Genomic DNA, 21,238 nt, shown 5'->3' with positions numbered 1-21,238 from the left:
CCGATGAACCGTGTGCCCGCCGGGCCCCGCCCGGCCCGGCGGGCCACCATCGTCGACGTCGCCGAACGCGCCGGGGTGTCCCGCCAGACCGTCACCCGGGCCCTGAACGACATGCCGGGGATCAGCCCGACCACCCGGGAGCGCGTGCTCGCGGCGGCGCAGGCGCTGGCCTACCGCCCCTCCCGCTCCGGCCGCGCCCTCGTGCGGTCGGAGACCCCGGTGATCGGGCTGATCGTCTCGGACCTCACCAACGCCTTCTTCTCCGAGCTCGCGACCGCGATGATCCGAGAAGCGGATCGCGCCGGCTGGTCCGTCCTCTTCGCGGAGTCCCGGGTCACCGCCGGTCCGGTCCCGTACCTGGGGGAGCGGGTGGACGCCCTCATCGGATATTCGCCGATGGGGGAGCACGCGCCGGGGAACGCCGCCGTGCCGGTGGTCCTGCTGGATGCCCCGGAGGACGCCGATCCCCGATGCGGTCGGGTGGTCCTGGACTACGAGCCCGCGCTGACCGATCTCCGCGAGCATCTGCGGGGCGTCGGGGCATCGCGCCCGGCCGTGCTGGACGCGAGCGCGCACGGTCCCTCCCAGCGCGCCGTGCTCCTGCGGGCGGCGCTGGCCCCGCTCGCCGCCGCCGGGCAGGTCCCGCTCGAGGTGCTCGACGACCGCCTGCGCGGGGCCGAGGCGGACGCCGCCCGGGAGGCGGCCCTGGAGCGCCTGCTGGCGGCGGGGGAGGACGGCAGGGGCGCCGATGCGATCGTCGCCTTCAACGACCGCCTCGCCATCGAGCTGCTGCGCGGCCTCCGACGGCGCGGCGTGCGCGTCCCGGAGCAGGTCCGCGTCATCGGCGTCGACGGCCTGGCGCTCGGCGAGCTCGTCACGCCGACCCTCACGAGCCTGGCCTCCGACGCCCACGAGATCGCCCGCCATGCGGTCGATCTCGCGATCGGGATCTACGAGCACGCCATCCCCTCCGACGGCGGTCCCGACGGCACGGCCACCCTGCGCCGTCACGCCTATCGCCTGGTGGTGCGGGAGTCCGCCTGAGCGGGGAAGGATCTTCGTCACCCCCGTGCCGTCGGCGTTCCCGCGGCGGCCGCGCTCGTGGCACACTGAACGACGGTTCTGGTTCACGGCGCCCGCCGGGCGTCGACCCAGCGACCCGTGAGAAGGAGACGAGATGAAGGCCGAGATCCACCCCGCGTACGTCGTGACCGACGTGACCTGCACCTGCGGCAACACGTTCACGACCCGCAGCACCAAGACCGACGGTGCGATCAGCACCGAGGTGTGCTCCGCGTGCCACCCGTTCTACACGGGCAAGCAGAAGATCCTGGACACCGGCGGCCGCGTGGCCCGCTTCCAGGCGCGCTACGGCAAGAAGTCCGACTAAGACATCCGATCGACGCCGGCGGTCCCCTCGGGGCCGTCGGCGTCGTCGTCCCCGCTCCCGGTCGCCGCGGCGGGGCGGGAGCCTCCAGGAGGTCAGATGGCCGATCGGCCGACGTCGCCGGCCGGCCTGCCGGCGCTGCGCGAGGAGCACCGCCGCCTGCAGCAGGAGATGGCGGACCCGTCGCTGCACGAGGACGCCGGGCGCGCCCGGCGGGTGGGCCGCCGCTACGCCGAGCTGGAGGCGATCATCTCCCGCAGCGACGAGATCGCGGCGGTGCAGGCCGACCTCGCCACCGCCCGCGAGCTCGCCCTCGAGGACCCCGACTTCGCCGCCGAGGCCGATCAGCTCGAGGCCCGCGCCGCACGGCTGTCCGAGGAGCTCGAGGAGCTGCTGGCCCCGCGCGACCCCGACGACGGCCGCGACGTGATCCTCGAGATCAAGGCCGGCGCCGGCGGCGAGGAATCCGCCCTGTTCGCCGCGGAGATGCTGCGCATGTACCGCCAGTACGCCGCCGCGCGCGGATGGCTCCTGGAGGTGCTGGACCTGGCCGACTCCGACCTCGGCGGGATCAAGGCGGCCACGATCTCGATCCGCTCGCGCGGCGCGGGGACCCCGGCCGACGGCGTGTGGGCCCACCTCAAGCACGAGGCCGGCGTGCACCGCGTCCAGCGCGTCCCGGTGACGGAATCGGCCGGGCGCATCCACACCTCCGCCGTGGGCGTGCTCGTCCTGCCCGAGGCCGACGAGACCGACGAGGCCGAGCTGCTGGCCGACGCCCTCGCCCCCGCGAACCTGCGCGTGGACGTCTTCCGCTCCTCCGGGCCCGGCGGGCAGAGCGTGAACACGACCGACTCGGCGGTGCGCATCACCCACCTGCCGACGGGGATCGTCGTCTCCTGCCAGAACGAGAAGAGCCAGCTCCAGAACCGCGAGCAGGCCCTGCGCATCCTGCGCTCTCGCCTGCTGGACGCCCATCATGCCGCCCAGGACGCCGAGGCCTCCCAGGCCCGCCGCTCCCAGGTGCGCACCGTGGACCGCTCCGAGCGGATCCGCACCTACAACTTCCCCGAGTCGCGGGTGACCGACCACCGCACGGGGTACAAGGCCAACAACCTCGACCAGGTCCTCGCCGGGGACCTGGACGCGGTCATCGACTCCTCCCGCCGCGCCGAGCGGGAGGCGCGGCTGGTCGCCGGCGCGGAGGACGCCCGATGAGCCTGCCCGTCCCGGCGCGGCTGCGCACGGCCCTCGGCGAGGTCTCCGGCCGCCTCGCGGCCGCAGGGGTGCCCAGCCCCACCGTCGATGCCCGCGCCCTCATCGCCCGCGCCGCCGGCGAGCCCGCCCACCTGGTCCTGCTCGACGCGCTGCCGGACGGCTTCGACGCGCATCTCGAGGAGCTCACCCGCCGCCGGGAGGCGCGCGAGCCGCTGCAGCTCATCCTCGGCAGCGCCCCGTTCCGCCGGCTCCAGCTCGAGGTGGCCGCCGGGGTGTTCATCCCCCGTCCCGAGACCGAGGTGGCCCTCGACGTCCTCCTCGAGCACGCCCGCACCGAGCACGTGGCCCAGGTGCTGGACCTGTGCACCGGCAGCGGGGCGATCGCCGCCGCCGTGCTGGACGAGATGCCCGGCGTGCGCGTGCTCGCGGTCGAACGGGATCCGGCCGCCGCGCGCCTCGCCGCCCGGAACATCGCCGCCGCCGGCGGGGACCGCGGCACGGTGCTGCAGGGCGATGTGCGCGAGGTCCCGATCGAGCCCGGCGTCGACGCCGTGCTGTCCAACCCGCCGTACATCCCCGCCGGCCAGGTCCCCCGGGACCCCGAGGTGCTCGCCCACGACCCGGAGGCGGCGCTCTACGGCGGCGGCGAGGACGGTCTTCAGATCCCACGGGCGATCATCGTCCGTGCGGCGCGGCTCCTGCGGCCCGGCGGGCTGCTGGTGATGGAGCACGCCGATGTCCAGGGCCCGGCGACCTGCGCGATCGCGCAGGAGACCGGGGCGTTCGAGCAGGTGCGCACCCGCGTCGATCTCACCGGCCGGGACCGGTTCCTCGTCGCGGTGCGCCGTCAGGCGGAAGTGAGAGACTGACCCCCGTGAGCGTTCATGACACCCAGAATGAGGACAGCCGCCCCGAGGCGATCGAGGCCGCTGTCGCCGCCGTCCGCGACGGCAGGCTGATCGTGCTGCCGACCGACACCGTGTACGGCATCGGCGCCGATGCCTTCACCCCCGAGGCCGTGCAGGCGCTGCTGGACGCCAAGGGGCGCGGCCGCGACATGCCGCCGCCCGTGCTCATCGGCGACCCGGCCGTGCTGCTCGCGCTGGCCGTGGACGTCCCGGACTACGTCGAGGACCTGGCCGATGCCTTCTGGCCCGGGCCGCTCACCCTCATCCTGAACGCCCAGCCGTCGCTGACCTGGGACCTGGGGGAGACCCGCGGCACCGTCGCCCTGCGCATGCCCGATGACGAGGTCGCCCTCGAGCTGCTGCGCGCGACCGGGCCGCTGGCCGTCTCGAGCGCGAACCGCAGCGGGAAGAGCGCCGCGCTGACGGTGCTGGACGCCGCCACCCAGCTGGGCGACGCCGTCGACGTCTACCTCGACGGAGGACCCGCGCGGATCGGCGAGGCGTCCACCATCATCGACACCACGGTCACGCCGGCCGAGATCGTCCGCCAGGGCGCGCTGGGCCGGGACGAGATCGTCGCGAAGGTCGGGGACATCTTCACCGCCCCCGAGCCGCCCGCCGAGGAGGAGGACGCGGCGGCGGAGGCCGAGGCCGCGGACACCGCGGCGAGCGACTCCTCCGACGACGCATCGGGGGAGACGGCGCCCGAGGGCGAGAGCCCGGCCGGCGCCGCTCCGGCCCTGGCCCTGGACTCCGAGGACCCCGCCCCGGCGCCGGGGTCCGACGCCGCTCCCGCCGATGTCGATGCCGCCGAGGCCGAGGCCGAGGCCGATGCTGCCGATGCCGCGGACCCGGCGCAGGCCGCCGCCTCCGGCGCCCTGGCCGGACCGGACGGGCCCGCGCTGCAGGAAGACGCCGCGACCTCGGACGAGGGCGAGGTCGACTCCCCGGCAGGTGCCGGGCCGGCCGCCGCCGGGGCGCTGGACCTGCCCCGTGAGTCGGCTGCCGACGACGCCCGTGGCGCCGCCGGGGCCACGGCCGGGTGAGGGTCTACCTCTTCATCCTGCTGCTCGCCGCGGCAGTGACCTTCCTCACCACTCCCGCGGTGAGGCTGCTGGCCCGGCGCGCCGGGGCGATGACCGCCGTCCGCGCCCGGGACATGCACGACGTGGTCACGCCGCGGCTGGGCGGCGTGGCGATGCTGCTCGGCGTCATCGCCGCGATGCTCGTCGCCAGCCGGGTGCCCTTCCTGGAGAGGCTGTTCGACAACGGCCAGCCCTGGGCGATCCTCACCGCCGCGGTGGTGGTGTGCCTGCTCGGCGCGGCGGACGACAAATGGGACCTGGACTGGGTCACCAAGCTCGCCGGCCAGGTGCTCGCCGCCTTCCTGCTGGCCTGGCAGGGCGTGCAGCTGGTCTCGCTGCCGATCAACGGCGTGATGCTGCTGTCGCCGCGCGGCGCTCTCATCCTCACCGTGCTGGTGGTGGTGGTGAGCATGAACGCGGTGAACTTCGTGGACGGGCTGGACGGGCTCGCGGCCGGCGTGATGGCCATCGGCGGCGGCGCCTTCTTCATCTACGCCTACCTGCTCACCCGCGGGGCGAGCGCGACGGACTTCTCCTCGCTGGCCGCCCTGCTCACGGCGATCCTCATCGGCGCCTGCCTGGGGTTCCTCCCGCACAACCTCGACCGGGCGCGGATCTTCATGGGGGACTCCGGCTCGATGCTGCTGGGCCTGCTGCTGGCGGCCAGCACCATCACCGTCACCGGGCAGGTCGACCCCGCCCAGCTCTCCGCGGCCGACGTCTTCGGCCAGTTCCTGCCGATCCTGCTGCCGATCGGCGTGATGTTCGTGCCCTTCCTCGACTTCGCCCTCGCCGTGGTGCGGCGCATCGGCTCGGGGAAGTCCCCCTTCCACGCCGACGCCCTCCACCTCCACCACCGTCTGCTGGCGCTCGGCCACTCCAAGCGCGGCGCCGTGCTCATCATGTACACGTGGACGGTCGTGGTGTGCGTCGGCCTGCTGCTGCCGGTCTTCCTGGACCTGCGCGCCTCCGTCATCTTCTGGGTGATCGGCGTGGTCTTCGCGCTGGTCCTCACGATCGACCCCGTCACCCGTCTCCTCAAGCGCTCCCGGAAGGAGCCCGCCGATGCCCAGCACTGACGACCTCCCCACTCCCGCCGAGGGCGCGGAGCCGGCCGCCGGCGCCGCCGGGATCCGCCGCGAGAACCAGCACCACCTCCACCGGGCGCTGCTGCTGGCGATCGTCGTCGGCGCGGTGATCGACGCGGTGCTGATCGTGCTGGCGGCGACGCTCCTGGACGGCCCGGCGCTGCGCGGGGCGCTGGTCGGGACGGGGCTCGCGCTGGTCGTGACAGTGCCCACACTGCTCTCCGCGCGGATCACCCGGGACCGGGACCCGATGATGAGCGCCGCGGTGCTCGTGGGGGCCTGGCTGGTGAAGATGTTCGTGCTGGTCATCGTCCTGCTGCTGCTCCAGGACGTCGACGGGATCTCCCGTCCCTGGATCGGCATCGCGCTGCTCGCGGGCGCCGTGGCCGCCGCCGTGACCGAGGCCCTCGCCCTGCTGGCCCGTCGGCCCCGTCTGGAGGTCGAACCGCCGTCGGTCGGGCAGTGACATTCTGTTATGCTCGAGGCCGTGCGCTGTGAGGCCCCTGAGGCCGCACGGAACCCCCTGAAAACTCATCATCGGCGCGTCCTGCGCGCCATGGACGGCCCTCTCCCGCAGAGCTGGATCGTCGGTGCTGGGTGATCCGTCGCGGCGCGCGAGGAGCTTCGCTCCGGCCGTCTCCGACACCGGTGCCGGACATTCAATGACAGCCGTTCCCGCGCTGCCGCGCGGGACCGACGACCTGGGAGATCGAGCTGAACACCGCAGACCTCACTCCGGCCCTCTACGCGGAGGGCGACGAGCTCTTCCACATCCCGTCGCTGGCGGAGTTCTTCCCGGACGCCATCCTCTTCGCGGGCACCCCCTTCGAGTTCAACCGGGTCCAGCTCGTCCGCCTCATCATGATCGTGGTCGTGCTGCTCGTGCTGAGCATCATCGCCTCCCGCGCCAAGCTCGTGCCGGGCCGCTCCCAGAGCATCGTCGAGCTCCTCCTGGACTTCGTGAACAACACGATCATCCAGAACACGCTCGGCCTGCGGGAGGGCAAGCGGTTCGCCCCGATGCTCACCACGCTGTTCTTCCTCATCCTCACGATGAACATCGCCGGCGTGATCCCCGGGCTGAACCTCGCCGGGACCTCCGTGATCGGCGTGCCGCTGGTGCTGGCCCTGTGGACCTTCGTCACCTACGTCGTCTCCGGCGTCAAGGTGCACGGCGTCGCCGGCTACCTCAAGCACGAGACGATGCCCCCCGGCGTGCCGAAGCCGATCTACCTGCTGCTGGTGCCGATCGAGTTCCTCCAGGTGGTCCTGATCCGCTGGGCCTCGCTCACGATCCGACTCCTGGCGAACATGGTCGCCGGCCACATCATGCTCGTGGTGTTCATCGGCCTCACGCAGGGTCTGCTGTTCTCGGGCAGCATCCTCCTCGTCGGCGCCCCCTTCACCGGCGCCCTGGCGATCGGCATCTACGGCTTCGAGATCTTCGTCGCCGCTCTGCAGGCCTTCATCTTCACGATGCTCTCCGCGGTGTACATCCAGATGGCCACCTCGCAGGAGCACTGAGCCTGCCCCCGCACTGACCGTCCCCTCGCACGACCCCTGTCCGTCGCCCGTCCGGGCGGCACAACGAAAGGAAACCCTGTGGACCCGATGATTCTCTCGGAGCTCTCCGGCAACGTCGCATCCATCGGCTACGGCATCGCCGCGATCGGCCCCGGCATCGGCATCGGCATCATCGTCGGCAAGACCGCCGAGGCGACCGCTCGCCAGCCCGAGCTGCGCAGCCAGCTGCAGACGACCATGTTCATCGGTATCGCCTTCACCGAGATCCTGACCCTGCTGGCCATCGTCACCGGCCTCATCTTCGGCGGAACGGCCTGAGGCTCCCCTGATGATCTTCGCCGAAGGAGAAGTCTCCGGTACCCGGCTGCTCATCCCTGCCCCCTCCGAGATCATCTGGACGCTCATCTTCGTCCTGATCTTCGCGCTGGTCTTCATGAAGTTCATCCTTCCCCGTCTGAACGCGGTGCTCGACGAGCGCGCGGAGAAGATCGAGGGCGGGCTGAAGAAGGCCGAGGAGGTCCAGCAGCAGGTCGACGAGCTGAAGTCCACCCAGGAGCAGGAGCTCGCCGCAGCGCGCCAGGAGGCCGCTGCCATCCGCGAGAAGGCTCGCCAGGACGGTGCCCGCATCGTCGAGGAGGCCAAGGCGCATGCCGAGGCCGAGGCCGAGCGTGTTCTCGCCACCGGGCGTCAGCAGCTGAGCGCCGAGCGCCAGACCGCTTCCGCCCAGCTGCACAGCGAGGTCGGATCGCTCGCGAGCGATCTCGCCTCGAAGATCGTCGGGGAGTCCCTCGCCGACGACGAGCGCTCCCGCCGTGTGATCGACAGGTTCCTGGACGACCTCGAGTCGAGCCAGCCCGCCACCCGATAAGGACCAGTGATGCGAGGAATCTCCTCCACCTCGTTCGCCGAGGTCGTCCAGCAGGCCCAGTCCGCCTTCCGGGCTGACGGGCTCTCGCTGGAGAGCACCGCCGACGAACTGTTCGCGATCGCCGATGCGATCGACTCCAGCAATCAGCTCGTGCGTCTGCTGAGCGACTCCGGTCGCGACGCCGAGGTGAAGGAGACGGCGGTGCGCACCCTCCTGGCCGGCAAGGTCGGCGAGGCAGCCCTCGGTCTCACCCTCGAGGTCGTGCGCCGTCGCTGGTCCGAGCAGGAGGACATCCTCGACGCGCTGGAGCAGCTGGGCGTGCTCGCCCTGCTGGACCAGGCCGACCGGGAGAACGTGCTGGGCCAGGTCGAGGAGGAGCTCTTCCAGGTCTCCCGCCTCATCGACGACAGCCCCGAGCTGTCCTCGGCCTTCGACGACTCCCGCGGGGAGCCGGCCGCCCGCGGCGGGCTCGTCTCGCGGCTGCTCGAGGGCCGGGCGCACCGTCTGGCCGTGGCGCTGGCCCGCCGGGCCGTGTCCCGCCGCAGCGAGCTCAAGCCCGCCCGCCGCGTCCGCGAGTTCGCCGAGTTCGCCTCCGAGCGGCGCAGCCGCCTCATGGCGGTCGTCGAGAGCTCCCGCCCGCTCAGCGAGCAGCAGGTCTCCCGTCTCGGGGCGATCCTGGCCCGCAGCTACGGCCGGGAGGTGCAGATGAACCTCGAGGTCTCCGCGGACGTCGTCGGTGGTCTGCGCGTCCACGTGGGCGACGACCTGTACGACGCGACCGTCCTCGCGCGCCTGGCCCAGGCCCGCGCACACCTGGTGTCCTGACGGCTCCCGCCCAGGCACCCTCGAACCACACGACCCAGAACTCCCGCAGCGACGGGATGACCGAGAGGAAGCGAAGCACCGCGATGGCTGAGCTCACGATCCGCCCGGAGGACATCCGGCATGCTCTGGACACCGCCGTGTCCACCTACCAGGCAGGCTCCACCGACCGCGAGGAGATCGGCCGCGTCACCGAGTCGGCCGACGGCATCGCCCGCGTCGAGGGCCTGCCCAACGTCATGGCCAACGAGCTCGTCCGTTTCGAGAACGGCGTCCTCGGCCTCGCGCTGAACCTCGACCTGCGCGAGATCGGCGTGGTCGTGCTCGGCGAGTTCGCCGGCATCGAGGAGGGCCAGGAGGTCCGCCGCACCGGCGAGGTCCTCTCCGTCCCCGTCGGCGACGCCTTCCTCGGCCGCGTGGTCGACCCGACCGGCGCGCCCATCGACGGCCTCGGCACCATCGAGTCCACCGGCCGCCGCGCCCTCGAGCTGCAGGCGCCCGGCGTCATGCAGCGCAAGAGCGTCAAGGAGCCCCTGGCCACCGGCATCAAGGCCATCGACGCCATGACGCCCATCGGCCGCGGCCAGCGCCAGCTGATCATCGGCGACCGCCAGACCGGCAAGACCGCCATCGCCATGGACGCCATCCTGAACCAGAAGGCGAACTGGGAGTCCGGCGACCCGAGCAAGCAGGTGCGCTGCATCTACGTCGCAGTCGGCCAGAAGGGCTCGACCATCGCCTCGGTGCGCTCGACCCTCGAGGCGGCCGGCGCCCTGGAGTACACCACCATCGTCGCGGCCCCGGCCTCCGACCCGGCGGGCTTCAAGTACATCGCCCCCTACGCGGGCTCGGCCATCGGCCAGCACTGGATGTACGAGGGCAAGCACGTCCTCATCGTCTTCGACGACCTGTCCAAGCAGGCCGAGGCGTACCGCGCCGTGTCGCTGCTGCTGCGCCGCCCGCCGGGCCGCGAGGCCTACCCCGGCGACGTCTTCTACCTGCACTCCCGTCTGCTGGAGCGCTGCGCGAAGCTGTCCGACGAGATGGGCGGCGGCTCGATGACCGGCCTGCCGATCATCGAGACCAAGGCCAACGACGTCTCGGCCTACATCCCGACCAACGTCATCTCCATCACCGACGGCCAGTGCTTCCTGCAGTCGGACCTGTTCAACGCGAACCAGCGTCCGGCCGTGGACGTCGGCATCTCCGTGTCCCGCGTGGGCGGCTCCGCCCAGACGAAGGCCATGAAGTCCGTCTCGGGCACGCTGAAGATCTCGCTCGCGCAGTACCGCGACCTCGAGGCCTTCGCGATGTTCGCCTCGGACCTGGATGCCGCCTCGAAGCAGCAGCTGAACCGCGGCGCCCGCCTCATGGAGCTGCTCAAGCAGAACCAGAGCTCGCCGTTCCCGATGGAGGAGGAGGTCGTCTCGATCTGGGCCGGCACCACCGGCAAGTTCGACGACATCGACGTCGAGGACGTCCGCGACTTCGAGACGCACCTGCTCGAGTACCTGCGCCACACCGGCGGGGTCCTCGAGGCCATCCGCACCTCGGGCAAGTTCGAGTCCTCCACCGAGGAGGAGCTCACCCGCCTGCTGGCCGATGCGAAGAAGGACTTCCTCGCCGGTCGGGGCAAGGAGCCGGTCACCGACGTGCACGGTCGCCTCGGCGACGAGGACATCGACCAGGAGAGCATCGTCCGCGGCTGATCCGAACACCGTGCCCGCCCCTTCGGGCGGGCACGGCGGACGCCGGTTCATCGCCCCGTACGAGGAGAGACATGGGAGCCCAGCAGAGGGAGTACAAGAAGCGGATCCGTTCCGCCCAGGGCATGAAGAAGATCTTCAAGGCCCAGGAGATGATCGCGGCCACGCGCATCGCCAAGGCGCACGCCCGCGTGCTCGCCACCACCCCCTACGCCGACGCCATCACCCAGGCCATCGGCGCGGTCGGCGCGCACTCGACCGACTTCGCGCACCCCTTCCTGGAGCAGGACCGCAGCGAGACCGGCCGCGCGGCCGTCCTCCTGATCACCTCCGACCGCGGCATGGCGGGCTCCTACTCGCCCAACGCGATCCGGGAGGCGGAGGAGCTGTCCAACCGGCTGCGCGACGAGGGCAAGACGGTGGACCTGTACGTCGTCGGCCGCAAGGGCGAGACCTACTACCGGTTCCGCAACCGTCCGCCCAAGCAGGCCTGGACGCCCTACAAGGAGGAGGAGCTCGGCGCGCTCGGCCACGAGATCGCGCAGACCCTCACCGAGGCGCTGCTCAGCGAGGACCCGGCCGTCCACGTCGACGAGCTGTACCTCGTGGGCACCCGGTTCCTCAGCCGCTTCCAGCAGGTCGCCCGGGTCAGCCGCCTGGTGCCGATGGCAGTGGTCGACGGCGGGCACGGAGACCAGGCGCAGACCTTCCCGCTGTACGAGTTCGCGCCCGACGCCGCCTCGGTGATGGACGAGCTCATCCCGCGCTACGTGGAGTCCCGGATCGTGAACCTGCTGATGCAGTCGATCGCCTCCGAGCACGCCTCCCGGCAGCGCGCGATGAAGACCGCGACGGACAACGCCCAGACCCAGATCGACAAGTTCACCCGTCTGGCGAACTCCGCCCGACAGGCGGAGATCACCCAGGAGATCACGGAGATCGTCGGCGGCGCCGACGCACTCGCCGGATCAGGACGCGCAGAGCGCTGAGACCTCGCCCCGCGCCCTGAGCGCCGGCCCGACCCTTTGGAGAGAACGCACATGACCACCACTGCCCCCGAGACCGTCACCGCGACCGGCCGCGTCGCGCGCGTGACCGGCGCCGTCGTCGACATCGAGTTCCCGCCCGGGAACATCCCCGCGATGTACAACGCGCTGACCACCGTCATCGAGGCGACCGGCGCGGGCCTGGACCCGACCACCCTCACCCTCGAGACCGCCCAGCACCTCGGCGACGGCATGATCCGCGCCATCGCGCTGAAGCCGACCGACGGGCTCGTGCGCGGCCAGGCCGTGACCGACACCGGCGCCCCGATCTCCGTGCCGGTCGGCGACGTCACCCTCGGCACCGTCTTCGACACCGTCGGCAACGCGCTGAACCTCCCCGAGGGCCAGACCCTCGAGGTCACCGAGCGCTGGCCCATCCACCGCAAGGCGCCGAACTTCGACCAGCTGGAGTCCAAGACCCAGATGTTCGAGACCGGCATCAAGTCGATCGACCTCCTCACCCCGTACGTGCAGGGCGGCAAGATCGGCCTGTTCGGCGGCGCGGGCGTCGGCAAGACGGTGCTCATCCAGGAGATGATCTACCGCGTGGCCAACAACCATGACGGCGTCTCCGTGTTCGCCGGCGTCGGCGAGCGCACCCGTGAGGGCTGGGACCTCATCGAGGAGATGACCGAGTCCGGCGTCATCGAGAAGACCGCCCTGGTCTTCGGCCAGATGGACGAGCCGCCGGGCACGCGTCTGCGCGTGGCGCTGTCGGCGCTGACCATGGCGGAGTACTTCCGCGATGTGCAGAGCCAGGACGTGCTGCTGTTCATCGACAACATCTTCCGCTTCACGCAGGCGGGCTCCGAGGTCTCCACGCTGCTGGGCCGCATGCCCTCGGCCGTGGGCTACCAGCCGAACCTCGCCGACGAGATGGGCGTGCTCCAGGAGCGCATCACCTCGACGCGCGGCCACTCGATCACCTCCATGCAGGCGATCTACGTCCCGGCCGACGACTACACCGACCCGGCCCCGGCGACGACCTTCGCCCACCTGGACGCGACCACCGAGCTCTCCCGTGAGATCGCCTCGCGCGGCCTGTACCCGGCGATCGACCCGCTGGCCTCCACCTCGCGCATCCTGGACCCGCACTACGTGGGCCAGGAGCACTACGACACGGCCCTGCGCGTGAAGCAGATCCTCCAGCGCAACAAGGAGCTGCAGGACATCATCGCGATGCTCGGCGTGGACGAGCTCTCCGAGGAGGACAAGGTCACGGTGGCGCGCGCCCGCCGCATCCAGCAGTTCCTCTCGCAGAACACCCACATGGCCAAGCAGTTCACCGGTGTGGACGGCTCGGACGTCGCCCTGCGCGACACCATCGAGGGCTTCAAGGGGATCGTGGACGGCGAGTTCGACCACATCGCCGAGCAGGCGTTCTTCAACGTCGGCGGCATCGACATGGTCCTGGAGAACTGGCACCGCATCCAGAAGGAGCTCGGCCAGTGAGCTCGCTCGAGGTCACCTTCGTCACCTCGGACCGGACCGTCTGGACCGGCACCGCGGCGCAGGTCGTCGTGCCTGCGGTCGACGGCTCCTTCGGCATCCTCCCGCGCATGCAGCCCACCCTCGCGATCCTCGATCGCGGGAACGTGCGGATCATCGCGGAGGACGGCTCGGTGACCGAGCGCGAGGTCCAGGGCGGCTTCGTGTCCATGGACTCCGACGTCGTCACCATCGCCGTGGATCAGGCCGACCGCGCCCGCAGCGCGAGCTGATCCGGTCCCGGACACGTCGATGCGAACGAGCGCCCCGATCATCGCCCTGGTGATCGGGGCGCTCGTCGTCCTGGCGACGCTCGCCCTGGTCGCCCGCCAGGTGCATGTCTCGCGGATGCGCGGGGTGTTCGACTGCGTGCTGTGGCGCCGGGGCGTCCGGGGCCGCGAGGGCTGGCAGCAGGGGCTCATGCGCTTCACCTCGCAGGAGCTGCAGTGGTTTCGCGCCCTCTCGTGGCGCATCCGCCCCGAGCGGCGGATCGGCCGCTGCGACATCCTCGGCGAGCAGCGCAGCGTGATCGGGGAGAAGACCCCCGGCGGCGAGGACTACGTCCTGGTCGAGCTCACCCTGCGCCAGGGCGCCCGGGTGCGGGTGATCATGGCCCGCTCGGCGGCCTCCGCGCTGAACGCCTGGCTGGAGTCGGCGCCGATGGGGCTGGTCATCGGCGACGCCGACTGAGGCCGGCGGCGGTCAGAGGACGTCGACGCCCTCCCGCAGCACCCGCTGGACCTGGAGATCCTCGTCCACGAGCAGGACGTCGGCCCGCGCGCCGGCGGCGAGGACCCCGATCTCCCCCTCCGCGCCGAGCAGGCGCGCCGGGGTGGTGCTCGCGGCCGCGACCGCGGCGCCGAGGTCCACGCCCGCCTCCTGCACGGCGCAGCGCACCACGTCGATCAGGTGGGCGGTGCCCCCGGCGATGCTGCCGCCCTCGGTGAGGGTCGCGACCCCGCCCGCGACGGTGACGTCCAGAGCGCCCAGGTGATAGGCGCCGTCGGCCATGCCCGCCGCTGCCATGGCGTCGGTGACCAGCAGCACGCAGCCCGGGCGGGCGATGGCGAACACGTGCGCGACCGTCCGCGCGTCCAGGTGCACGCCGTCGGCGATGACCTCGACCAGCAGCTCGCCGCGGGCGGCGGCGTCCAGCGCCGCGAGGGCCGGTCCCGGATCCCGGTGATGGATCGGGCGCATGCCGTTGAACAGGTGGGTGGCGCTGGGGAGGGCGGATCGTCCGCGCGCGGCCTCCAGGGCCCGCCGGGCCTGCTCGATCCCGCGGGTCATGATCTCGCTGCTGGCGTCGGTGTGCCCGAGGGAGGGCACCGCCCCGCCGGCGGCGAGGGCCGCGAGGACGGCGTCCGCGCCCTCGGCCTCGGGGGCCAGCGTCATGGTGGCGACCGCCCCGGCGCCGATCTCGCAGAGCTCGGCCACCAGCTCGGCGTCCCCGGCCACGATGTGCGCGGGATTCTGCGCGCCCTTGCGCGCCGCGGAGATGAACGGCCCCTCGAGGTGGATCCCCGCGATCTCCCCGTCGCGGTGGAGGCCCGCGAGCAGGGCGACCCTCCGGCGCAGCGTGTCGGCATCGGCGGTGACCAGGGACGCGACCAGGGACGTGGTGCCGTGGCGGCGGTGCTCGCGCACCGCGACCAGGGCGCGCTCGGGATCCTCGCAGTCGGGGAAGGAGACGCCGCCGCCGCCGTGGTCGTGGACGTCGACCAGCCCGGGGAGGACCAGGCCCTCGTGGCGCACCTCCTGCGCCGCGCGGTGCACGGGGGCGCCATGGGCCGGGCCGGCATAGACGATCCGCCCCTCGTGCAGCAGCACCAGCGCTCCGGGCAGGACGCGGTCCCCGAGCACGGCGGTGCCGTGGACGGCCGTGTCCACGGCGAGGACGGACTCGGGGGAGGGGGAGCTCTCGGCGGGCTGGGTCATGGCGGTCCTTCCTCGGACGGGCGGGGAGCGGTGAGGCCGGGGCGCTCGCTCAGAAGAGCCGCGACTCGACGTCGTCGATGCCGCGCAGGGCGTCGTAGTCCAGCGTCACGCAGTCGATCCCGCGGTCGGCGGCCAGGACGCGGGCCTGCGGCTTGATCGCCTGGGCCGCGAAGATCCCGCGCACGGGCGCGAGCAGCGGATCGCGGTTGAGCAGCTCGAGGTACCGGGTCAGCTGCTCGACGCCGTCGATCTCGCCCCGGCGCTTGATCTCGATCGCGACGCTCGCACCGTCGGCGTCGCGCGCCAGGATGTCCACGGGGCCGATGGCGGTCGCGTACTCGCGCCGCACCAGGGTCCAGCCCTCGCCGAGATGGTCGATGTTCTGCGCCAGCAGGGCCTGCAGATGCGCCTCGACGCCGTCCTTCTGCAGCCCGGGGTCCACGCCCAGCTCGTGCGAGGAGTCCTCGAGCACCTCGTGCAGGCGCACCCGCAGGGTGTCGCCCGTCTTGGTGTGGGTCACCTGCCACTGCTCGATCCAGGGGGAGCCGTCGGCGTCCGCCGCGGCCTCCTCGTCCGACCTCCGCTCGACCGTGAGGGTGCACGGCGGGCTCATCCAGTTCAGCGGCTTGTAGCTGCCGCCGTCGGAATGCACCAGCACGCTGCCGTCGGCCTTGACGATCAGCAGGCGCGGGGCCAGAGGGAGGTGGGCCGTCAACCGGCCCGCATAATCCACAGAGCAATGAGCTACCACGAGACGCACCCCGACAGCGTACGTCAGGCCGCGCGGGCTCCGGGACGATAGGCTGGCACGGCGGTATCCCTGAGGGGCCGGGTCCCGGTCGGCGCCGCCGCCGGGTGGAAACGCTCACGTCGCCGTGCCGGTCGTGCGGGAGCGCTCGTATCGTGGTGTGGTTCCCATCCTTGAAGGAGATCTCCGCCGTGCAGAAGATCCTCGCCGCGGCCCTCGTGGTCCTGGGCCTGGCCGGCCTCGTCCTGGGCCGCCTGGGCGAGACCACCTGGGCGCCCTCCACCGAGCACACCGCCGTGGCCGACCTCGCCGATGCCGGACCCGCGGTCGTCATCGACCCGGGCGTGCTGTACGTCGGCGGGGAGGAGGGCACGGTGGAGATCACCGCCGCCTCCGACGTCTCGGTGATCACCGCGGCCAACGACGACATCGCCGCCTACCTCGCCCAGACCCGGTACACCCGCGTCACGGGCGTCCCCAGCTGGGAGACGCTCTCCACCGAGGTCGTGAATCCCGACGGCGGCACCACGCTGAGCGATCCGGCCGGCTCGGACCTCTGGCGCCAGGTCGAGACCTCGCCGAGCCCCGCGAGCATCGACATCGCCGCCTTCCGCCGGGAGGAGGCCGCTCCCGGCTCCGAGCAGCCGTACCGCGCGATCCTGCTGGTGACCGACGGGACCGCCCCCGGTGCGCAGAGCATCTCCATCACCTGGCCGGTGGAGGCGAGCAACGCCTGGGTGCCCTACGCATATGCCGGCGGGGCGACCGTGGCCGTGATCGGCCTGATCTGGTTCGTGCTCGCCTTCCGCAGCAGCGGCCGCCGCGACGAGGACCATGCGCCGGCCCGGCCCGAGGTCGCCGCGGCCGCCGCCGGCCCCTCGGCGGCGCCGTCGACGACCACGGCGGCGCCCACGCTGGTGCCCGGCCGCGACGCGCCGGTGAGCTCCCCGGACTCCGCACCGCCCGCCGGGGACGTCACCGACACCCTCCCGCCGGTGCCCGCCGCGGAGGAGGATCCCGCGCCCCGGGCGCCCCACCGTCCCACCCATCGCGGGGAGGAGCGGTCATGAGCCTGCGTCCCGCCGCCCCGCTCCAGGTCCCGGGAGGCCCCATGTCCCTGCGCCCCGTCCTGGCCCGCCGCTCCCTGCTCGCCGGGGCCGGGGCCCTGCTGACCGGTACGGTCCTGGCGGCCTGCTCCGAGGTCGCCCCGCCGCCGCCGGTGCCCACGGGCCCCTCCCTCGCCTCGCCGACGCCCGCCGCGAGCACCGAACAGCTGGCCCCCGTGGTCGCGGAGATCTCGGCCGCCGTCGCCGCGGCGGACGAGGCGAAGGACGCCGGGCTGCTTGCGCCGCGCGTGGTCGGCTCGGCGGTCGAGTTCCGCACCCGCACCTACGAGATCGTCGCGGCCTTCCCGGACTGGTCCGAGCAGCTGGCCTCGTACCCCGGCGCCGAGCCGATGGTGCTCCTCACCTCGACCGCGACCGAGTTCCCGCGCACCGCCATGGCGCTGGTGCCCGATGCGGGCCCCTCCGGGATCCCCTTCTTCCTCGCCCTCCAGCAGGCCGATGCGCAGTCGCCGTACACCACCTGGGGCTGGGCCCAGCAGGCCGTCGACGTCGAGATGCCGAAGGTGCCCGCGGACAGCGTCGGCAGCGAGCCCGTGGCGCCGGACGCCGAGGGGCTGAAGCTCACCCCCGCCGAGGCGCTGTCGCTGTACGCCGCGGTCCTCTCCTCGGGCGACGGGGTCGACGCCGAGGACGTCCTCGCCGAGAACCCCTTCCAGACGCAGGCCCACGCGCAGATCCAGGCCGAGCGCACCGACCTGAACAAGGACGTGGAGCGCGACCAGGCGGCCACGATCCACGAGAGGTACACGGTCAAGGACGGCGACTTCGCCGGCCTGCGCACCGACGACGGCGGCGCGGTGGTGATGGGGACGCTCCTGTCCACCCGGACCGTGAAGGTCAAGGAGGGCGCCACGATCTCCTACACCGAGGACAACGTCTTCACCACCCTGGCGGGACGCACCGAGTTCACCGAGAGCTACGTGCGCGAGTACGGCTCGGTGGTGGCCCTGTACATCCCGCCGGCGGACTCCGACCAGCAGATCCAGCCGATCGGCGCGAGCCGTGCGCTGCTGGGCGCCTCCGGCTCCTGATCCCCGTCAGCATGCTCCCGACCGACCATCCGTGAGAGGACCATCCATGACCGATCCGTACGGCATCCCCGATCTCGCCGCGCTGCGCGATCCCGCTCCCAGCTCCCACGTCGGCGAGCCCGCCCAGCACGAGGTCGCCGTCACCGAGCAGGGGCTCGAGCAGCTCATCCAGGACTCCCAGCAGATCGCGACGCTGCTGCTGGTGACCAGCTCCCGCGTGCCCCAGGCCGCGGACTTCCTCGCCGCCCTGCGCGCGGCGGTGGATGCGAAGTCCGGCGCGGTGCGCCTGGCCACCGTCGACGCCGACACGCAGCCGCGGGTGGCCGAGGCCCTGCGCGTGCGCCAGCTCCCCACCCTGCTGCTGCTGCTCAAGGGGCAGCTGCAGCCGATCGTCGAGTCCGTGCTCCCGGCCGAGGAGATCACCCCCCTGCTCGACCAGGTCGTCCAGGTCGCCGAGCAGCAGGGGATGGACGTCTCCGCCGCCGGCGAGGCGCCGGAGGCGGAGGAGGAGCCGCTCGCGCCGCTGATCCAGGCGGCGTACGACGCGATCGAGCGCGGCGACCTCGACGGAGCCGTCGCCGCCTACGAGGAGCAGCTCTCCCAGAGCCCCGCCGACGCCGAGGCGAAGGCGGGACTGGCGACGGTGAGCCTGATGCGCCGCACCCAGGGCGTCGACCTCAACGCCGCGCGCGCCGCGGCCGCCGCGGATCGCGCGGACCTTCCCGCGCAGCTGCTGGTGGCGGATCTGGACATGCTCGGCGGCCATGTCGAGGACGCCTTCGGGCGTCTGCTCGAGCTGCTGCGCGGGGCCGATGCGGAGACGAAGGACGCCGTGCGGTCCCGCCTGCTGGAGCTGTTCGAGGTCGCCGGCCCCGAGGACCCGCGCGTGCCGCCGGCCCGCAAGCGCCTGGCGAACCTGCTGTTCTGACCGGCCCGCACCCCGGTCCGATGACGTGAGGCCGGCGGCCCCCTCCCTGCGGAGGGGCCGCCGGCCTCACGCCGTCGTGCCCGGGGGAGCGGCGCTCCCGCAGATCAGCGCACGGTGCGCTCCGGGGCGAGGACGACCGCGCCCAGCGGGGGCACCGACAGGCGCACGGAGGCCTCGCGGCCGTGCATCGGCAGCTTCTCGGCCCGCACCCGACCGAGGTTGCCGACCCCGCTGCCGCCGTAGACGGGGGCGTCGGAGTTGAGGACCTCGACCCAGCCGCCGGCCTCGGGCATCGGCACCCGGTACTCGTGCCACGGGGACGGGGAGAAGTTCACGACCACCACGACCGGGTCGCCCGCCGCGTCGCGGCGGGCGAAGGCGACCGTGTTGTGGGCGCCGTCGTCCCCGATCAGCCACTCGAAGCCGGCCGGGTCCTGGTCCTGCTCGTACAGCGCCGGGTGCTCCCGCAGCAGATGGTTGAGGTCCCGCACGAGCTGCTGGGCGCCGCGGTGCAGCGGGTACTCCAGCAGCCACCAGGGCAGCCCCGAGGACTCCGACCACTCCGTGCCCTGGCCGAACTCGCTGCCCATGAACAGCAGCTGCTTGCCGGGATGCGTCCACTGGAAGGCGAGATAGGCGCGCAGGCTCGCGGCCTGCTGCCAGTCGTCGCCGGGCGCCTTGCGCAGCAGGGAGCCCTTGCCGTGGACGACCTCGTCGTGGGAGATCGGCAGCACGAAGTTCTCGGAGTACTGGTAGATCAGCGAGAACGTGAGGTCGTGATGGTGGTACTGGCGGTGGATCGGGTCCAGGCCCAGGTACTCGAGGGTGTCGTGCATCCAGCCCATGTTCCACTTGAAGCCGAAGCCGAGCCCGCCGGCGTCGGTGGGTCGGGTGACCCCCGGGAAGGACGTGGACTCCTCGGCGATCATCACGATGCCGGGGGCGCGCTTGTACGCCGTCGCGTTCGTCTCCTGGAGGAAGGCGATCGCCTCGAGGTTCTCGCGGCCGCCGTGGCGGTTGGGCAGCCACTGCCCCTCCTCGCGCGAGTAGTCGAGGTAGAGCATGGAGGCGACGGCATCCACGCGCAGGCCGTCGACATGGAACTCCTCGAGCCAGTAGCACGCGTTGGCGACGAGGAAGTTGCGCACCTCGTTGCGGCCGAGGTCGAAAATGTAGGTGCCCCAGTCGGGATGCTCGCCCAGGCGCGGGTCGGCGTGCTCGTACAGCGGCTGGCCGTCGAAGCGGGCCAGGGCGAACTCGTCCTTGGGGAAGTGCGCGGGGACCCAGTCCATGATCACGCCGATCCCGGCCCGGTGCAGGGCGTCGATCAGCGCGCGCAGCTCGTCGGGGGAGCCCAGGCGCGAGGTGGGTGCGTAGTAGCCGGTGACCTGGTAGCCCCAGGAGCCGCCGAAGGGGTGCTCGGCCAGCGGCATGAACTCCACGTGCGTGAAGCCCATCTCCACCACGTAGTCGACCAGCTCGGTGGCGAGCTCGGCGTAGCCCAGCCCCTGGCGCCAGCTGGGCAGGTGGACCTCGTAGATGGACATCGGCGCGGACAGGGCGTCGGTCTGGGCCCGGGCGGCCAACCAGGCGTCGTCGTCCCATTCGAAGGTGCTGCTGGTGACGATCGAGCCGGTGGCCGGCGGGACCTCGGCGCGGCGGGCCATCGGATCGGCCTTCTCGCGCCACTGGGAGTCCCCGCCGAGGATCCGGTACTTGTACACGGCGCCGTCGCCGACCCCGGGGACGAACAGCTCCCAGACGCCGGAGGATCCCAGCGAGCGCATCGCATGGCCCCGTCCGTCCCAGCCGTCGAACTCGCCGATCACCTGCACGGCACGGGCGTTCGGCGCCCAGACCGCGAAGGAGGTGCCCGGCACGCCGCCGACCTCGCGCACGTGGGAGCCGAGCGCGCGCCACAGCTCCTCGTGGCGTCCCTCGCGGATCAGGTGCAGGTCCAGCTCGCCGAGGGTGGGCAGGAAGCGGTAGGGCTCCTCGAGCTCGACCGGGTCCTGGCCCTCGCTCCAGGTGACCCGGATCCGATAGCGGGGCACCTCGGGGAGGTCGATCACCCCGACCCAGATGCCGTCGTGCTCGTGGACCATGTCCACGGCCGTGCCGTCCTCGAGCACCGCCGCGACGGCGTGCGCGAGCGGCTTGAGCGTGCGGACGGTGACGGCCCCGTCGTAGTGGTGCACACCGAGCACCGAGTGCGGGTCGTGGTAGGAGCCGGTGGCCGTCGCGCCGAGCTCGTGGGTCCCCACGGGCATGGGCTGGGGGGCGCCGGTGCCGCTGCTGTTCTCGCTCATGATGGTCTCCTCGGGCG

General features: G+C 72.4%; 22 protein-coding genes. 19 read left to right on the top strand and 3 right to left on the bottom strand.

Translation table 11 applies throughout. The features are described from left to right. Positions 1 to 3: 3 nt before the first annotated feature. The 16 genes from ABD234_RS02985 (at position 4) to ABD234_RS02910 (ending at position 13,830) form a co-directional block, all read left to right on the top strand. The gene (locus tag ABD234_RS02985; RefSeq protein WP_038369932.1) at positions 4 to 1,044 is read left to right on the top strand and encodes a LacI family DNA-binding transcriptional regulator; all 1,041 of its coding nucleotides are present in this window, start codon (positions 4 to 6) and stop codon (positions 1,042 to 1,044) included. 133 nt (positions 1,045 to 1,177) lie between these two features. Beyond that, positions 1,178 to 1,390 (top strand): 50S ribosomal protein L31, encoded by a 213-nt coding sequence (rpmE, locus tag ABD234_RS02980; protein ID WP_038369933.1) that lies wholly within the window; start codon positions 1,178 to 1,180, stop codon positions 1,388 to 1,390. A 96-nt stretch (positions 1,391 to 1,486) separates the two neighbouring features. Continuing rightward, a complete protein-coding gene (gene prfA, locus ABD234_RS02975; protein ID WP_344353929.1) occupies positions 1,487 to 2,605 on the top strand; it encodes a peptide chain release factor 1 in 1,119 nt (372 codons plus the stop codon). Next, complete coding sequence (gene prmC / locus ABD234_RS02970) at positions 2,602 to 3,474, top strand: peptide chain release factor N(5)-glutamine methyltransferase (RefSeq protein ID WP_038369935.1); 873 nt, start codon at positions 2,602 to 2,604, stop codon at positions 3,472 to 3,474. The genes prfA and prmC overlap by 4 nt, the downstream gene beginning before the upstream one ends. Positions 3,475 to 3,479: 5 nt before the next feature. After that, entirely contained in the window at positions 3,480 to 4,559 is a 1,080-nt protein-coding gene (locus tag ABD234_RS02965) for an L-threonylcarbamoyladenylate synthase (RefSeq protein WP_084148139.1), read from the top strand. Continuing rightward, complete coding sequence (locus ABD234_RS02960) at positions 4,556 to 5,677, top strand: MraY family glycosyltransferase (RefSeq protein ID WP_038369937.1); 1,122 nt, start codon at positions 4,556 to 4,558, stop codon at positions 5,675 to 5,677. The genes ABD234_RS02965 and ABD234_RS02960 overlap by 4 nt, the downstream gene beginning before the upstream one ends. Continuing rightward, positions 5,664 to 6,152, top strand: a complete 489-nt coding sequence (locus ABD234_RS02955; protein ID WP_051486329.1) for a Cg1360 family ATP-synthase-associated protein — start codon at positions 5,664 to 5,666, stop codon at positions 6,150 to 6,152. Before ABD234_RS02960 ends, ABD234_RS02955 begins: the two co-directional genes overlap by 14 nt. 242 nt (positions 6,153 to 6,394) lie before the next feature. Beyond that, entirely contained in the window at positions 6,395 to 7,210 is an 816-nt protein-coding gene (atpB, locus tag ABD234_RS02950; protein ID WP_344354263.1) for a F0F1 ATP synthase subunit A, read from the top strand. Positions 7,211 to 7,288: 78 nt separating this feature from the next. After that, on the top strand, positions 7,289 to 7,528 hold the full coding sequence (atpE, locus tag ABD234_RS02945; RefSeq protein ID WP_038369940.1) for an ATP synthase F0 subunit C: 240 nt from the start codon (positions 7,289 to 7,291) through the stop codon (positions 7,526 to 7,528). A 10-nt stretch (positions 7,529 to 7,538) separates the two neighbouring features. After that, positions 7,539 to 8,078: a F0F1 ATP synthase subunit B gene (locus ABD234_RS02940; protein ID WP_038369942.1), complete on the top strand. Its 540-nt coding sequence runs from the start codon at positions 7,539 to 7,541 to the stop codon at positions 8,076 to 8,078. Between the two features lie 9 nt (positions 8,079 to 8,087). After that, the gene (locus ABD234_RS02935; RefSeq protein ID WP_038369943.1) at positions 8,088 to 8,903 is read left to right on the top strand and encodes a F0F1 ATP synthase subunit delta; all 816 of its coding nucleotides are present in this window, start codon (positions 8,088 to 8,090) and stop codon (positions 8,901 to 8,903) included. A gap of 83 nt (positions 8,904 to 8,986) precedes the next feature. Further along, entirely contained in the window at positions 8,987 to 10,609 is a 1,623-nt protein-coding gene (gene atpA, locus ABD234_RS02930; RefSeq protein ID WP_038369944.1) for a F0F1 ATP synthase subunit alpha, read from the top strand. 71 nt (positions 10,610 to 10,680) lie between these two features. Next, the gene (locus ABD234_RS02925) at positions 10,681 to 11,595 is read left to right on the top strand and encodes a F0F1 ATP synthase subunit gamma (RefSeq protein WP_038369945.1); all 915 of its coding nucleotides are present in this window, start codon (positions 10,681 to 10,683) and stop codon (positions 11,593 to 11,595) included. Between the two features lie 51 nt (positions 11,596 to 11,646). Continuing rightward, the gene (gene atpD / locus ABD234_RS02920; RefSeq protein ID WP_038369946.1) at positions 11,647 to 13,104 is read left to right on the top strand and encodes a F0F1 ATP synthase subunit beta; all 1,458 of its coding nucleotides are present in this window, start codon (positions 11,647 to 11,649) and stop codon (positions 13,102 to 13,104) included. Further along, entirely contained in the window at positions 13,101 to 13,373 is a 273-nt protein-coding gene (locus ABD234_RS02915) for a F0F1 ATP synthase subunit epsilon (RefSeq protein WP_038369947.1), read from the top strand. The genes atpD and ABD234_RS02915 overlap by 4 nt, the downstream gene beginning before the upstream one ends. A gap of 19 nt (positions 13,374 to 13,392) precedes the next feature. After that, positions 13,393 to 13,830 (top strand): DUF2550 family protein, encoded by a 438-nt coding sequence (locus ABD234_RS02910; RefSeq protein WP_038369948.1) that lies wholly within the window; start codon positions 13,393 to 13,395, stop codon positions 13,828 to 13,830. A gap of 12 nt (positions 13,831 to 13,842) precedes the next feature. Here the strand turns inward: ABD234_RS02910 and ABD234_RS02905 are convergent, their stop codons facing one another. After that, positions 13,843 to 15,078, bottom strand: coding sequence for an N-acetylglucosamine-6-phosphate deacetylase (locus ABD234_RS02905; RefSeq protein ID WP_038369949.1), 1,236 nt, complete (start codon positions 15,076 to 15,078; stop codon positions 13,843 to 13,845). A gap of 49 nt (positions 15,079 to 15,127) precedes the next feature. After that, positions 15,128 to 15,838: an endonuclease NucS gene (gene nucS, locus ABD234_RS02900; RefSeq protein WP_038369950.1), complete on the bottom strand. Its 711-nt coding sequence runs from the start codon at positions 15,836 to 15,838 to the stop codon at positions 15,128 to 15,130. Between the two features lie 161 nt (positions 15,839 to 15,999). Between nucS and ABD234_RS02895 the strand changes: the two genes are divergently transcribed. The 3 genes from ABD234_RS02895 to ABD234_RS02885 are packed head-to-tail and all read left to right on the top strand — an operon-like array spanning position 16,000 to position 18,912. Beyond that, positions 16,000 to 16,896: a hypothetical protein gene (locus ABD234_RS02895; protein WP_156953999.1), complete on the top strand. Its 897-nt coding sequence runs from the start codon at positions 16,000 to 16,002 to the stop codon at positions 16,894 to 16,896. Then, positions 16,893 to 17,984: a DUF8094 domain-containing protein gene (locus tag ABD234_RS02890; RefSeq protein ID WP_038369951.1), complete on the top strand. Its 1,092-nt coding sequence runs from the start codon at positions 16,893 to 16,895 to the stop codon at positions 17,982 to 17,984. Before ABD234_RS02895 ends, ABD234_RS02890 begins: the two co-directional genes overlap by 4 nt. 46 nt (positions 17,985 to 18,030) lie before the next feature. Next, entirely contained in the window at positions 18,031 to 18,912 is an 882-nt protein-coding gene (locus tag ABD234_RS02885) for a co-chaperone YbbN (RefSeq protein ID WP_038369952.1), read from the top strand. A gap of 104 nt (positions 18,913 to 19,016) precedes the next feature. Here the strand turns inward: ABD234_RS02885 and glgB are convergent, their stop codons facing one another. Continuing rightward, the gene (gene glgB / locus ABD234_RS02880) at positions 19,017 to 21,221 is read right to left on the bottom strand and encodes a 1,4-alpha-glucan branching protein GlgB (protein ID WP_038369953.1); all 2,205 of its coding nucleotides are present in this window, start codon (positions 21,219 to 21,221) and stop codon (positions 19,017 to 19,019) included. Between the last annotated feature and the right edge of the window lie 17 nt (positions 21,222 to 21,238).

The organism is Brachybacterium phenoliresistens (genome assembly GCF_039530785.1).
In the GTDB taxonomy this organism is placed as follows: Bacteria; Actinomycetota; Actinomycetes; order Actinomycetales; family Dermabacteraceae; genus Brachybacterium; species Brachybacterium phenoliresistens.
This window is presented reverse-complemented; position numbering and strand designations above follow the sequence as displayed.